The sequence below is a fragment of the Methylacidimicrobium tartarophylax genome, from assembly GCF_902143375.2.
Classification (GTDB): Bacteria; Verrucomicrobiota; Verrucomicrobiia; order Methylacidiphilales; family Methylacidiphilaceae; genus Methylacidimicrobium; species Methylacidimicrobium tartarophylax.
Genome location: NZ_CABFVA020000088.1, coordinates 1 through 13843 on the forward strand (window position 1 = coordinate 1; position 13843 = coordinate 13843).

Here is a 13843-nt window from a genome sequence, read left to right on the forward strand (position 1 = left end):
TCGAGGGCGAGTATGGGTGAGCAGGACTCCTGCCTTCTCTCCCTCTCGCCGCCCACGGCGCTTGCCCTTCGCCAGGGGCGCCGGTATGCTGTCAGCGGCAGGAAGGAAGCCACCATGCCTACGACGACTCTCGGCCCGCATACGGTGAAGGACTGGCTCGCGACTCCCGAGGGAGAACATTGGGAGCTCATTCACGGAAATCTCCTCATGACCGAGGAAACAGGCGGCAACAGCAGGTTGGCGTGGAAGATCGGAGTCGAGCTCGAGAAGCATCTTGACATCCATCCCTCCGGGATCGTGGGGCGCAACATCGCCTTTCATTTCCCTGGCATCCTCGATGCCGAGCGCGAAGGAGTGGTGCCCGATCTCTGCTATATCCCCAACGACCAGCTCGGCAGCTGGGACAACGACGCGAACGTTCAGGAGGGGGTGATCCCGGCGCTCGTGGTCGAAATCCTCTCGCCCTCGACGGCCCGGATCGACTTGGTCGACAAGGTGGAGCTCTACCGCAAGGCGGGAGTTCGGGAATACTGGATTTTCGACCGGCGGGAGGAGACGATCCGAATCTACCGCTTCTCGGAAGACGCGGAAAAACCGGTCGCGCTCCAGACCTTCGAGGAGACCTTGCGGACTCCGCTCCTGCCGGAGTTCTCCCTGGAGATGCCGAAGATCCGACAGGCGTTGCACCTCGGGAAAGAAGAACGGAAGCAGTCTCCCTAGTTCGCCTGTCTTACGGAGTTCGTATCCGAGACGCGGGGAATGGGTCCGGATGCATGGCGGGGCGCCGGTTTCCCCGGAGCTGTATGACGACAATCTGCGAGGGAGGGCTTGAACAGGCCCTATCTCCTTATAATGAGCGCTGCCGCTTAATGAAGCGGATTTCCTGAAACACCGGCTGCGGCCGATGACTGGTCGGTTCCGGCTCCTGCCTTCTTCTCCCGCCAAGGAAGAAACGCGAGAACCACCTCCTGCTTCGCCCGCACCCCGGTCGGCGTCCTTTCGAGCAAATCCATCGCCTCGAGCGCGCGGCAATCGCGGCGGAGGGTCACGGGGGTTTTGCCGGCATAGCCCGCAGCGACCCGCGGGGAGATTTCCGAAAGCTTAGAGACGGGGACACTCTTCTTGCCCAGATCGAGCAGCAGGCGCCTTCGCCGGGCGTTCGCCGGAGAGTTCTTGTCGGGGAAGCGCTCGTGGACGTAGTTCCTCCAGACCAGCTCAAGCTGCTGCTCCCGTATCTCCGCCACCTGCGCGCGCAGCTCCTCGACGAAGCCCTCCACGGCATACTCGAGGAAGGGCAAGAGGCTCTCTCCCTTCTTGCTCGACCGATCGAGCCGGGCGTAGTAGTGCGCACGCGTCCGATTGTAATAGTTGCTCAGCAGATGGGCGGCAACGCTGGGTAGACCGGCGGAGAGGAGGAGCTCAAACTCGAGCAGGCGGGCCGTCCTTCCGTTTCCGTCGCCGAACGGATGGATCCAGGCCAAGTAGACATGGCCGACCACGGCCTGAATGATGGCGTAGGGAATCGTCCATTCCCCGGATGGAGGACGAAAATCCGGCCCGGAAAGCCACTCGCAGAGACGATCGAGCAAGAATTCCCCATCCTCGGCCGGAGCCCCGCGGTAGCGGCCGACGACGACCGAATGGGTGCGCAGCCGGCCGGGCACGGCCTCTTCGGCCTGCGGCAACCCCTCCAGCACCCAGCCGTTCAGGAGGCAGAGCCTTTCGCGCGTAAGGACAATCTCGCCCTCCTTGAGTTCCTGCTGGATCCGATTGCAGGCACCGACGATGTTGTCCACTTCCTTCTTCAGATATTGCTGGGAAGGCGGCAGATGGAGCTCGTTTCCAAGAGCACGAAGAACCTGCTCTTCGGTGAGCGTGTTGCCCTCGATGGCGGTCGTGGCCAGCGCTCCTTTGGCGAGATAGATCTGGTGCATCTTCCGGGCAAAATCCGGCCGAAGCGGGACTCCCACCAGGTGTTCACACTTGGAGGCCGCCTCTCCCAAGAGCAGCCAGAATCTCGGTGCGGCTCGTGTCAGGTCGAGCTGAAAAGAGATCCAGGGACGTGTTCGCTCGAATGTTCGCACTTCCGTCTTTCTTTATGAAATACGTAAGTTACTGCTCAGTATGTTTTAGCAACTTATATTCCCGTATCGAATGGTGAGCAATCTGTTTCTTTGACTGTCGCATCGGACTGGCCAAGGGAGGGAAGAACATTGCAGAGTTATACGTTTGAGTAGAATATTGAGGGAGACCTCTTTTTCTTCCTCTGCAATGCACCGCCGGTTTTCCTATGTCGAGCTCCACGCCCGGAGCGCCTTCAGCTTCCTTCGGGGAGCTTCCCGGCCCGAAGAGCTGGCCCGGGAGGCGGCCCGTCTGGGCCTGCCCGGACTTGCCCTTTGCGACCGGGACGGGGTCTACGGGATCCCCCGGTTCCATGCCGCCGCGCGGGAAGCCGGCCTCCGGGCACTGGTCGGAGCGGAGCTCTCCTTGGACGACGGATCGGTCCTGCCCGTCCTGGTGGAAACGCGCGAAGGCTACCGGAACCTCTGCCGGCTTCTCTCCGAAGCCAAGCTCCGCAGCCCCAAAGGGGAGGCGGCGATCCGGTGGGAGGAGCTGGGCGACCATGCTCCCGGCCTTCTGGCCTTGACCGGGGACGAGGAAGGGCCGCTCCTGCGCGCGCTGGCCCGGGGTCAATCCCCTGGGGAGCCCGCCAGGCGGCTCCTTCGTCTCTTCGGCCGGGAGCGGCTCTTTGTCGAGTTGCAGCGAAACGGGCTCCGAGGGGATCGCTTCCGCAACCGGACGCTCTGCGCGGTGGCCCGAGAACTCGCCCTTCCCGTGGCGGCGACGGGAGGGGTCCTCTACGCGAAGGCCGAGGAGCGTCCCCTGCTCGACGTCTTCCACTGCCTGCGGGCTCACACCACGCTCGATGCGGCGGGGGCGCTCCTCTCCCCGAATGACCGGCGGCATCTCCGCTCTCCCCAGGCGATGGAAGCGCTCTTTGCCGATCTTCCCGAAGCGATCGAGACGACCGGACGGATCGCCTCCCGGATCGCCTTTTCCTTGGAGGATTTGGGCTACTCCTTCCCGCAGTATGCCACTCCTACGGGGGAGAGCGAAGATGCTTTCTTGGAGAGAGCGGTCCGGGACGGGGCGAGGCAGCGCTACGGCTCCCTCTCCCCGGCGGTTCGCCGGCAGCTTGGTCATGAGCTTGGCGTGATCCGGAAGCTTGGCTTCGCCGGCTATTTCCTGATCGTCTGGGACCTGGTCCGCTGGTGCAACCACGAGGGGATGCTCGCGCAGGGCCGGGGCAGTGCGGCCAATAGCGCGGTCTGCTACAGCTTGGGGATCACGTCGGTCGATCCCATCGGCGGCCGCCTGCTCTTCGAGCGGTTCCTCAGCGAGGGGCGGAAAGGCTGGCCCGACATCGATCTCGATCTGCCGAGCGGGGAGGCCCGGGAGCGGGTGATCCAGGAGGTCTACCGCCGTTACGGACGCCGGGGGGCGGCCATGACGGCGAGTGTCATCGGCTTCCAAGGGCGGAGTGCCGCCCGGGATTTGGGCAAGGTTCTGTCCCTGCCCAAGGAGATCCTGGATCGCTTCTCCGCTCTCTTCCCCGGTGGGGACTATCCCCACACGCTCGACTGGAAAGAGCATGGGAGGCAGAGCGGGCTCTCCCCCGCCGATCCACGGCAGGCGGCCTTTTTGCGGCTCTACCCGAGGCTCCTCGGCCTGCCGCGCCACCTCGGCCAGCATCCCGGGGGCATGGTGATCGCCCAAGGAGAGCTCGACCGGATCGTCCCCTTGGAAAATGCCGCCATGCCGGGCCGCTCGGTCCTCCAATGGGACAAGGACGATTGCGAGGAGCTCGGGATGGTGAAGATCGACCTTCTGGGGTTGGGAATGATCGCCGTGCTGCAAGAGGCGCTTGCGCGCTGCCGGGCTCGAGATCATCCGGTCGAGCTCTCCCTCCTGCCCAAGGACGATCCCGCGACCTTTGCTCTCTTGCAGCGGGTGGAGACCATCGGGGTCTTTCAAGTGGAGAGCCGTGCCCAGATGGCGATCCTCCCCCGGCTGCGCCCCCGGTGCTTTTACGACCTGGTGGTTCAAGTGGCCATCGTCCGTCCGGGACCGATCCACGGAGGGTTGATCGGAACTTATCTGGCCCGCCGCAGCGGCCGGGAGCCGGTCCGCTATCCCGACCCTCGGCTGGCGCCGATTCTGGAGCGGACCTTGGGAATCGTTCTCTTCCAGGAGCAGGCGCTTCAAATCGCGATGGTGCTCGGCGGCTTCTCGCCCGCCCAAGCCGAGGAGCTGCGGCGGGCGCTCGGGTTTCGCCGGGATCCCCGGAGAATGGAGCGGGCGCTCGACCATCTCGACCGGGCCATGCGGGAGAGGGGGATCCCTCCTCCCACCATCGCCTGGGTGGCCCGATCGCTCTCCTCCTTTGCTCTCTACGGCTTCCCCGAATCGCATGCCATCAGTTGGGCGGGCCTCGCCTATGCGAGCGCCTACCTGAAAGCGCACCATGGTCCCGAGTTCTACGCGGCACTCCTCAACCACCAGCCGATGGGCTTCTACTCTCCGGCCACCTTGATCCAAGAAGGAAAGCGCAGGGGCATCCGCTTCCGGCCGATCTCGGTTCTCCTTTCCGAAGACTCCTGCACGATCGAGAAGGAGGGCGCGGTCCGTCTGGGTCTCTGCTTGGCGCGGGGGCTGACCGGAGGGACGCGCATCCGGATTCTCAGCGCGCGGACGGAGGCTCCCTTCGCCTCGCTCGAGGAGTTCCAGCGCCGGGTGCCGATGAGCCGAAGAGAGCTTCGGCTCCTGGCTTCCCTGGGCGCCTTCCAGGGGCTCGCTTCCCACCGGCGGGAGGCTCTCTGGCAGATCGAGCGGCCCATGGTTTCGGAGGAACTCCTCCCTCGCCAGGAGAAAGCTCCTTCTCCTCTCTTGCCCATGACTCCTGCCGAACGGCTGCAGGCGGACTACGCCGGAGCGGGGGTCACCCTGGGCTCTCATCCGATGGCCTACCTGCGCCGGAAGGTGCCCGGCGCCCGGGAGGCCGCCGCCCTTGGCGGGCTCCCGCAGGGAGTGCGCGTGCGGGTGGCCGGAGCGGTGATCTGCCGTCAGCGGCCGGGAACGGCCAAAGGATTCCTCTTCCTCTCCCTGGAGGACGAGACGGGGATCGCGAACGTGATCGTCGCCCCCGATCTCTTCGAAGCCAACCGGCTCCTGATCTCCCTGGAGCCCTTTCTCCTGGTCGAGGGAATCCTCGAGAATGCCCATGACCCGATTCAGATCCGAGGGGAGAAGATCGCCCCTCTGCCTTCGCGTGGACTGCCCGAGCCGTGTTCCCACGATTTTCGGTAAGAGCGGCGGAGCAGCCGGGAAGCAGGCGCCCGCGAGCAGTTTAGGCCCTTCCTAAGCTGCCGGATGCCTTCCGGGCGGCTTCGAGCAGAGAGCGGGCGGCGGACGCATACTCCGCGAGAGCAAAGAGGTCCCCCTTAGAGACCTGGACCTTGCCGCCCATGACGGCGGACACGACACTTTCCCGGCCTTCGATGAGCGCACGCCAAGTCTCCTCGCTCGAGCGGAAGGCGGTGTCGGCCTGTCGGATCGTCTCCTCGGCCGGAAGCAGCTTCGCCGAGCGGCAGCTCCCGCCCTCCAGATCCAGCAGAATCCCCTTGGCTCCGGAGACAAGGCCCAGATGGGTCTTCCAATTGCACCCCTCTCTTTGAAAGGTCTCGCTCTCTCCGATGGCCTTGCACCAGGCATCCGCCGATTCCTGCTCAAAGGGATTCATTGCTCTCCTTTGCGCTTACCGTCATCCCTTCTCCCTGTCAACGCTCAGGCTCTCTCTCCCTGCGTCCGTTCCCTCTCCGGATCCTGGACGTCGGCTGCTTCGCTTTCCGGCCGGTCGAGATTTCGGTCGGCGGACGGCCCAACTCGTGCTTAACTCTACACTTGCAGATGCCTCTCGATCTCGCCAACCCGGCCTATTACATCAACCGGGAGCTCTCCTGGCTCGAGTTCAACGCCCGGGTGCTGGAGGAAGCGGCGGACGCGTCGCAGCCGCTCCTCGAGCGGCTCCGCTTCCTTTGCATCTTCAGTTCGAACTTGGACGAGTTCTTCGAGATCCGGGTGGCCGGGATCAAGCAGCAGGTGGAAAACCAGAGCGATCAGGAAGGACCCGACGGGTTGAGCCCGCAGGAGGTCTTCGAGGCGATTCAAAAGCGGGCGCATCAACTCGTTGCCCGCCAGTACGAGATCTGGCGGCAGGAGGTCGAGCCTCTCCTGAGAAAAAACGGCATCCTCCTCTGTCAAAGGAATGATCTGACGGCCGAGGAGCGGGAGTGGGCGGAGCGATATTTCACCAACGAGATCCTGCCCGTGCTGACCCCGCTGGCCGTCGACCCGAGCCATCCCTTCCCGCAGGTGACGAACAAGAGCTTCAACTTGATCGTCACGCTGCGCCGGCCGGTGTCGGCTCATCTGGCGGGCTTCGAGATCGTCCAGGTTCCTCACAATCTGCCGCGGCTGCTCACCCTGCCGGGAAGCGGACCCAACCGGTATCGCTTCACTCAGCTCAAGGAGGTCATCGGCCTCTGCCTCGGCAGCCTCTTTCCCGGCGACGAGATCAGCGACATCAACGGCTTTCGCGTGACTCGGAACAGCGACCTCTACATCGACGACGAGGAAGCCGAGAACTTGCTGCAGACCGTCGAGGAGGAGCTGCGCAAGCGGAACCGGGGCAATGCCGTCCGCTTGGAAATCGAAGAGAGCTGCCCTCCCGAGATGGAGGCCTTTCTCCTGCGCGCCCTCGCTCTGAAGCAAGCGGACAGCTACCGTCATTTTGAGCCGCTCAGCTTCCTCCATCTTTTGCCGGTCTGCTCCCACGAGGCGTTTCCGCAGCTACGGGACCGGCCGTGGACTCCGGTGATCCCGAAGGATCTCGCCTCCCACTCCGACATCTTCGACATTCTTCGCCGCCGGGACATTCTTCTCCATCACCCGTTCGAAAGCTTCAGCCTCATCGTCGACTTGCTGCAGCGGGCCGCCGACGACCCTGGAGTCCTCGGAATCCGAATGACCCTCTACCGGACGGGAGGAGATTCTCCGATCGTCCGCGCCTTGATACGCGCCGCGCAAAACGGTAAGCAAGTCACCGCCTTGGTCGAGATCAAGGCGCGCTTCGACGAAGCCAACAACATCGTCTGGGCACGGCAAATGGAGGAAGCCGGGGTGCACGTAGTCTACGGGCTGCTGGGGCTCAAAACCCATTGCAAGATGCTTGAAATCATCCGCCGCGATCCGGACCGGATTCGGCTCTACGTCCACCTCGGAACGGGCAATTACCACACCGGCACGGCCCGCCTCTACACCGACCTGAGCCTCTTGACGGCTCGGGAAGATCTCACGAAGGAGGTCGGCACTCTCTTCAACATCCTGACCGGTCTTTCCCGCTTCCACGGGGTCCACAAGCTCCTGGTGGCACCCTTCCAAATGGCAGAGGCATTCCACAACCTGGTCGCCACCGAAACGGCGTTCGCCCGGCAGGGGAAGCCCGCGCGCATCATTGCCAAGATGAACGCCTTGGTGGACGAGGAGATGATCCAGGCGCTCTACAGAGCCTCCGCCGCCGGTGTCCGGATCGACCTGATCGTCCGTGGCATCTGCTGCCTGCGCCCGGGAATTCCGGGGGTGAGCGAACACATCCGCGTGGTGAGCATCGTCGGTCGCTTCCTGGAACACTCCCGCATCTTTTACTTTGCGAACAACGGCGAACCGAAGATCTACCTGAGCAGCGCCGACTGGATGCCGCGCAATTTCTACCGAAGGATCGAAGTCGCGTTCCCGGTCGAGGATCCCGACATCAAAAAGCGTCTGACGAACGAAATCCTGGAGACCTATCTCTCCGACTGCGTCAAGGCGCGGGTTCTGCAGCCCGACGGAAGCTACCTGCGCCTAAAGCCGTCTGCCGGCAAGAGTCCGATGCAGGCGCAGTATCATCTCCGCCACCTCGCCCGAGCCCAGTTGGTCTTCGAACGTCCGCAAGATCCGGGGAAGATCTCGATCGTCCCGCAGCAGCGTCCCACTCTCCCCTCGCCGACGGAGAGTGTCTCTCCGGTCCCGGAAGAGCCGGACTTGTTTTAGCCGCGGAAGAAAGTGGGTGAAAATGGCAGGGGCTAGCCGGCTTGCTTGGCCTCGCCCGCGCTCTTCTGAGCAGGGGCCGAGCCGGCGGAGGAGGATTCTTTCTCGGCCTTGGCAGCCTTCTTATAGCCCTCGCTCCGGTAGTCGGTGAGGTAGAAGCCCGACCCCTTGAACAGAAGACCGGCACCACCGGAGATTCTCCGCTTGAGGCGACCGCCGCAGCGCTTCCCCTCCTGTCCGTCAAGCTCCTTGGGGCACTCTTCCAGCGGCGGATCGGAGATCCGTTGGAACACCTCGATCACAGCACCACATTGTGCGCACTCATATTCGTATGTAGGCATATCCAGACCTTGTTCCCGTTCCTTACGCTGGAATCGGACCCGCCGCTTCAATCCGCTCGATGCGGACCCTCGCTCCCTCTTCCTTCCCTTCCGAGGGCAAGACGAGTTCGTCGCCGGGCAGGTGTCCGAGAAGGGTTTGGCCGAGTCCAGCAAGATACGATACCACTCCCGTCGCCGGATCGCTATCCCAGGCCCCAAGGATCGTGACCACCCGCTCGCTGCCGGTGGCTAGATCTTTGAGCAGGACCCGGGTCCCGATGTTGACGGAGTCGGTCGCCACATCGGAAAAATCGGTTCCTCGAGCCCGGGAGAGCGCCGCCTCGCACTCCGCCTTCCGGCGGAGGAGCACTCCCTGCATCTCCTTGGCTGCCTTAAATTCGTGGTTCTCGCGGAGATCCCCGTAGGATCGAGCGGTCGCGATCTCCCGGCTGTTTTCCGGGATCTGCTTGGTGACCAGGCTCTCCAACTCCTTCTTCTTCTGGGCCAGGCTTCTCCACGACACGATCAGAACCGCCTCGCTATCCTGCTGCTGATCCCCCGCGACCAAGTCCTGAACTCCGGGAAACTTCTTGAGGATCGCACCCAAGAGCGAGCGCTTGTCCAACTCCCGGAGGGCGGGACTCGCCAGCGCCGCGCGGGAGACGTCGCGGGCGTCGCTGAGATGGGCCTCGGACAAAATCGCATGCAAGATCGTGAGCTTCCCCGTGAGCAGTTCGTAGAGTTTGGAGCCCTTCTTGGCGACACCGCTGCTTTGGCGCTCCAAAAGATAGAGAATACAGAAAAAGAGATCCGGGCGAAAAAGAGGACGGAAGAGTTCGTCCCGCGTACGGCAGATCCAAGCCAGGGTTTCGGTGCCGATGGTCCTCTCCCGAATGACACGCGCGAGCCGCTCCAGGAGTTCGTTTGTCTGTCCCGCCTCCACTAAGACCGTTACGATGGCGTCCGCCGATCGCGCGGAAGCGCTCGGAAGGAGATCCAACAGGAGAGCGATGGCCCCTCCCCGTTCCTGGACCAGCTTCCGGAGAACCGTTTTCTGGGCGGAACCCGCCATGGACGACAACGCCTTTCGAAGGGAAGGACCGTCTTCCGGAAGCCATTGCGATACGGCAAGGGCGCCCTGCTCCGGCTCTTTGCCGATCGCCGCCAGGAGTTCGTCCCGGATGACGGCGAGTTCCAGCTTTTCTTCGGAAGCTATGCCATTCGGGGAGGAAAGAATCGCATCGATCGCCGAGACCGCCTGCTCGCGGCCGCTCGGGGAAGCCTCGTCCGCTTTCACCAGGGACCGCGCGGCTTCGACCGCAGACTTGCCGGAAGCCGGTTGCTGCAACTCCTGAAGTAATTTTTGCCAAGCCGGGATGGCGGTGGAAGCGATGCGAATCGGCTGGTGTTTTCTCGTCGGAACCTCGAAGCGGCCCTCCCGACGCATGATTCGGCGCACACCATCCCACCACTTCTTCCAGGCCTCCGGGGCAATGACCGAGGGGGAGAGCGCCTCCTGGACCGCTTCCGCCGTCGCCCCCTCCCCAAGGCTGCGGACGCAGAGCTCGACCACCGCCAGTGGATCGGATGTGACCTGCTCCCGAAGCATCGGGAGCTTCTCGGTCTTCACGACAAAGATGTGAGCCCGTGCCACCGGCTCGAGGGACTGGAGCGCGTATTCCCACTGCATCCGGTGGCGCGGCTTCTCTTGGAAATCGATGATGACCGATCCGGAGTCGAGCGAGATCTCCCGGATGAGCCCAAACCCCCAACTGCGATGAAGACAATATTCTCCGACGGATAGCGGCAATTCTTTCACGGATGAAGCCGAGGTTGCCTCCTCGAGCGGATGAGCCTTTTCAGCATGCATGGGTTAATATAAACTAATACCTGGTCATCTGGTTTCCCGCAATGCTTTTCTCTAACGGTCCTCCTCGACCGCAAGAGACGAGAGCGACGGCGAGCCAACTTGCCTCTCGGGTTCCGGCAGGGATTCCACGACACTTCCCGTCGCTGCCATGGGCTTACGCTCTTCGGAATCGAGGAGGAGAAAGGCGACCTTGCCTCCGCCCGCGCTCCGATCCTCACGCCGCTCCACCCGCGTGGCAAGCAGCCGCTCGAAAAGCAGTCGCTCGAACTCTCGAGCTTGAGGGAATCGATCGAGAATCGCCTGGATCGGAGAGTGAAATTCCAGGACCTGACCGTGGGGCGCCCCGCTTGGCTCATAACGGCTCATGTAACCCTCCTTCTCGCGAGCCTGCGCCAGTTGCCGCGCCCGCTCGGAGGGCGCCGAACCGGAAATCAGTGGGCGCAGAGCCTCGGTCCGGCGACGGAAAAGGCGATGGAGGATCCGGTCCGCCGCCAGGGATCCGTAGATCTCGTCGATCGATTCGAGAAGCTCCAGGGCGAAAGGAGGCCCCTCTTGGGGGAAAAATTCACCGGCCTTCTCGGTCAGAACGTAGAGCTTTTCGGGACGGCCTACCCGCTTCGCCCTTCGCTGGGTGGAGAGATACCCTTCCTTTTCCAGGCTATTGCAGTGCTGCTTGACCCCCATGTACGAGAGGTTCATCCGCTCGGCGAGCTCTCCAACCGAAAGGCCGTCGCTCCGCTTGATCTCGGCGAGGATCGCGTACTTCTGGTTCCGGATCGGGGAGGAGTTGGCTCTATCCATCACGTGCCAAGGGGAAACACTTTCGGGCTTCTTGTAGCAGAGATCGGGCGGCCTCGTTAATCGCTTTTTGAATGGAAAAAGGAAAAAGCGCTTTCTCTTCCGTTTGGCTCGCAGGCCGGTCCGGCGCAGCGCGAAACGCGTGGCGCAGTCACGGTCGAAACGGAAGCGAGAATAACAACTTTGACAGAGGAAGGGCGCCTGGATACACTTCAGGGCTTCCTATGTCCGCAACATTTACCATCCTGATCGCCGACTCGATCAGCCCGAAGGGGATCGAGCTTCTCTCCGCCAATCCATCCGTCCGCGTCATCGAGAAAACGGGCCTCACCGAAGATCAACTGATCGAAGTCGCTGCCTCGTGCGAAGCGATCCTGGTGCGTAGCCAAACCAAGATCACCAGAAGAATCCTCGAAAAGGCGGATCGCCTCCGTGTGGTGGGTCGCGCCGGCGTCGGAGTCGACAACGTCGACGTTGCGGCGGCCACCGAGCGCGGGATTGTGGTCATGAATACCCCGGGAGGCAACACGATCGCCACGGCCGAGCAGACGGTGGCGCTCCTGCTTGCCCTGGCGCGCAGCATTCCCCAGGCCGACGCCTCGATGCGGGCGGGGGCTTGGAATCGGAAGGCCTTTGAAGGGGTCGAGCTCTGCGGCAAGGTGCTGGGAATCGTCGGCATGGGCCGCGTGGGAACCGAGGTGGCCCGGCGAGCGCTCGGCTTCAACATGCGGGTGATCTGCTTCGATCCCTATCTCTCCCCCGCTCGGGTGCAAAACCTTCCTGTCCAGGTTGCGGACGACCTCGACACGGTCCTTAAGGAGGCGGACTTCCTCACCCTCCACTCTCCCTTGACACCGGAAACCAAGGGGCTGTTGGATGCGCGCCGCCTCGCCCTCTGCAAAAAAGGGGTCCGGATCGTGAACTGTGCGCGGGGAGCGCTGATCGTACCGAGCGACCTCCGCGAGGCGATCGATTCCGGCCACGTAGCGGGAGCCGCGCTCGATGTCTTCGATCCGGAGCCGCCCCCCGCCGACTTCCCGCTGCGTTCTCTCTCGAAGGTGATCCTCACCCCGCATTTAGCCGCCTCCACGGCGGAATCCCAAGAGCAGGTCGGGATTCAGATTGCACAAGCCGTCCTCGATCTTTTGGAGAATGGAACGATCCGCAACGCCGTCAACATCCCCAATGTCGATCCTCGCACGGCCGCCCTGCTTCGCCCCTACCTCTCGCTGGCGGAGCGCCTCGGTCTCTTCATGGGCCAGTGGGCACCGAACCGGATAAGCCGGGTGGCTCTTTCCTATGCGGGCAAGATCAACGAATACGATACGACACCCGTGACGCGCGCGGCGCTCAAGGGACTGCTCAGGAAGGCGGCCGGTTCCGAAGTCAACGAAGTGAACGCCGCCTATCTCGCCGAGACACTGGGCATCGTCGTCAGCGAGGTCAAGACCAGCCAGGCCGGCGAGTTCACCGACTGGATCGGGATGGAGATCCAGGTCGACTCCACCTCGCTCCAAGCGGGAGCCACGTTCTGGGGCAGCGCGCAGCGGCTGGTGCAGATCAATGGGAACCCGATCGAAGCGCCGCTCGAGGGTGCTCTCCTGGTCTTGGAAAACCGGGATTGCCCCGGCATCGTCGGCCGGGTGGGTTCGATCCTGGGCGAGCGCTCCGTGAACATCGCCTCCATGTCGCTGGCTCGCACCGAACAGGGCTCGCGAGCGGTCAGCGTCCTTCACGTCGATGCAGCGCCGGGAAGCGAGGTGCTTGAGGAGATTCTTCGGGTTCCGGACGTCTACTCCGTGCGCTTGGTGCAGATCTGAGCGGCATCGTCCCCTTGACCGTTTCGCGCGCTTGCCGTTAACTTGGTGTGGTGCGCATTGCTCTGCTCGTTTCTCTTGGCCTCTGGCTCGGAGTCGGCCTCCTCGGCGCGCAGCCGGCGGGCGAGGGCGGTTCGGCAACGCCCGCCTCCCACGGGGCCTCGGCGTCCCACCATATCGAGAAGAGACCGACGGTCCCCGTCCTTCCCGAAAAGCCCGGGAAGCCTCCGGAAGCGCATCCGCCAAAACTCAAGGGGATCATCCCCGAAGGCGTGCGCAAAGGACCGAACATGATCAACCCTTTGGCACCCAAAGAATATGGGTATGGCCGGCGCTTCATGTCGAAGTCTGCGTACACCCCGCATATTCCTTATTCGGCGGGTCAGACCGAGGTCATGACCCCGGGAGGAGGACTCGAGCTCTTTAGCTGGGAGTGGTGATGCCTTCGCGGCCCCGCATTCAGATCCGGCGCGTCTACGAGCCCGCCAGGGCCGAAGAGGGGTGCCGCATCCTGGTCGATCGCGTCTGGCCTCGCGGCGTCTCCAAGGAGAAACTGCCGATGGAAGCCTGGAAAAAGGAGCTTGCGCCGAGCAGCGAGCTCCGGAAATGGTTTGGTCACGACCCGAGCCGCTGGGAAGAGTTTTCCCGGCGCTACCGGCGAGAGCTCGCCGCCCACGCCGATGCACTGCGGGAGTGCCTCCGGGCCGCCGGCTCCCAACCCCTTACGCTGCTCTATGGCGCTCGGGACAAGGAGCACAATCAAGCGGTGGTCCTGCAAGAGGTGCTGGAGGAGCTGGCAAACAGCGAGCGCAACGCAGCTAGTTTGCGCTAGCCTGCATGTCTCACAAAGTTCGTACCCGAGGCGCGGCGGATGGGCCTGGATGCAAGGC

11 protein-coding genes are annotated in these 13843 nt (G+C 63.3%); 6 read left to right on the forward strand and 5 right to left on the reverse strand.

Translation table 11 applies throughout. The features are described from left to right. Positions 1 to 720: Uma2 family endonuclease (locus MAMT_RS08235; protein WP_342799830.1), on the forward strand; the 720-nt coding region annotated here is incomplete at its 5' end. A gap of 146 nt (positions 721 to 866) precedes the next feature. Here the strand turns inward: MAMT_RS08235 and MAMT_RS08240 are convergent. Then, positions 867 to 2084, reverse strand: a complete 1218-nt coding sequence (locus tag MAMT_RS08240; RefSeq protein ID WP_142660502.1) for a Fic family protein — start codon at positions 2082 to 2084, stop codon at positions 867 to 869. 187 nt (positions 2085 to 2271) lie between these two features. Between MAMT_RS08240 and MAMT_RS08245 the strand changes: the two genes are divergently transcribed. Next, positions 2272 to 5367, forward strand: coding sequence for a DNA polymerase III subunit alpha (locus MAMT_RS08245; RefSeq protein ID WP_142660503.1), 3096 nt, complete (start codon positions 2272 to 2274; stop codon positions 5365 to 5367). Positions 5368 to 5407: 40 nt separating this feature from the next. On the opposite strand, the gene MAMT_RS08250 is transcribed toward MAMT_RS08245, so the two are convergent. Further along, positions 5408 to 5800, reverse strand: a complete 393-nt coding sequence (locus MAMT_RS08250; RefSeq protein WP_142660504.1) for an SCP2 sterol-binding domain-containing protein — start codon at positions 5798 to 5800, stop codon at positions 5408 to 5410. A gap of 167 nt (positions 5801 to 5967) precedes the next feature. Between MAMT_RS08250 and ppk1 the strand changes: the two genes are divergently transcribed. Then, on the forward strand, positions 5968 to 8151 hold the full coding sequence (gene ppk1, locus MAMT_RS08255) for a polyphosphate kinase 1 (protein WP_142660505.1): 2184 nt from the start codon (positions 5968 to 5970) through the stop codon (positions 8149 to 8151). Positions 8152 to 8183: 32 nt separating this feature from the next. On the opposite strand, the gene MAMT_RS08260 is transcribed toward ppk1, so the two are convergent. The 3 genes from MAMT_RS08260 to MAMT_RS08270 are packed head-to-tail and all read right to left on the reverse strand — an operon-like array spanning position 8184 to position 11139. Then, positions 8184 to 8489 (reverse strand): FmdB family zinc ribbon protein, encoded by a 306-nt coding sequence (locus MAMT_RS08260; protein WP_142660506.1) that lies wholly within the window; start codon positions 8487 to 8489, stop codon positions 8184 to 8186. Between the two features lie 22 nt (positions 8490 to 8511). Next, on the reverse strand, positions 8512 to 10338 hold the full coding sequence (locus MAMT_RS08265; RefSeq protein WP_142660507.1) for a GreA/GreB family elongation factor: 1827 nt from the start codon (positions 10336 to 10338) through the stop codon (positions 8512 to 8514). 51 nt (positions 10339 to 10389) lie between these two features. Continuing rightward, entirely contained in the window at positions 10390 to 11139 is a 750-nt protein-coding gene (locus tag MAMT_RS08270; protein WP_142660508.1) for a helix-turn-helix transcriptional regulator, read from the reverse strand. 221 nt (positions 11140 to 11360) lie between these two features. On the opposite strand from MAMT_RS08270, the gene serA reads away from it, so the two are divergent. Genes serA through MAMT_RS08285 form a run of 3 tightly spaced genes read left to right on the forward strand, consistent with a single transcriptional unit; the run spans position 11361 to position 13785 of the window. Beyond that, the gene (serA, locus tag MAMT_RS08275; RefSeq protein WP_142660509.1) at positions 11361 to 12956 is read left to right on the forward strand and encodes a phosphoglycerate dehydrogenase; all 1596 of its coding nucleotides are present in this window, start codon (positions 11361 to 11363) and stop codon (positions 12954 to 12956) included. 50 nt (positions 12957 to 13006) lie between these two features. Then, positions 13007 to 13393, forward strand: coding sequence for a hypothetical protein (locus tag MAMT_RS08280; RefSeq protein WP_142660510.1), 387 nt, complete (start codon positions 13007 to 13009; stop codon positions 13391 to 13393). After that, positions 13393 to 13785: a DUF488 domain-containing protein gene (locus tag MAMT_RS08285; protein ID WP_142660511.1), complete on the forward strand. Its 393-nt coding sequence runs from the start codon at positions 13393 to 13395 to the stop codon at positions 13783 to 13785. Before MAMT_RS08280 ends, MAMT_RS08285 begins: the two co-directional genes overlap by 1 nt. The last annotated feature ends 58 nt before the right edge of the window (positions 13786 to 13843 follow it).

Excerpts from the sequence above, each read along its gene's own strand:
- ppk1 (WP_142660505.1), top strand. The coding sequence starts at position 5,968 with ATGCCTCTCGATCTCGCCAACCCGGCCTATTACATCAACCGGGAGCTC.
- MAMT_RS08260 (WP_142660506.1), bottom strand. The coding sequence starts at position 8,489 with ATGCCTACATACGAATATGAGTGCGCACAATGTGGTGCTGTGATCGAG.
- serA (WP_142660509.1), top strand. The coding sequence starts at position 11,361 with ATGTCCGCAACATTTACCATCCTGATCGCCGACTCGATCAGCCCGAAG.
- MAMT_RS08265 (WP_142660507.1), bottom strand. The coding sequence starts at position 10,338 with ATGCATGCTGAAAAGGCTCATCCGCTCGAGGAGGCAACCTCGGCTTCA.
- MAMT_RS08285 (WP_142660511.1), top strand. The coding sequence starts at position 13,393 with ATGCCTTCGCGGCCCCGCATTCAGATCCGGCGCGTCTACGAGCCCGCC.
- MAMT_RS08270 (WP_142660508.1), bottom strand. The coding sequence starts at position 11,139 with ATGGATAGAGCCAACTCCTCCCCGATCCGGAACCAGAAGTACGCGATC.
- MAMT_RS08245 (WP_142660503.1), top strand. The coding sequence starts at position 2,272 with ATGCACCGCCGGTTTTCCTATGTCGAGCTCCACGCCCGGAGCGCCTTC.
- MAMT_RS08250 (WP_142660504.1), bottom strand. The coding sequence starts at position 5,800 with ATGAATCCCTTTGAGCAGGAATCGGCGGATGCCTGGTGCAAGGCCATC.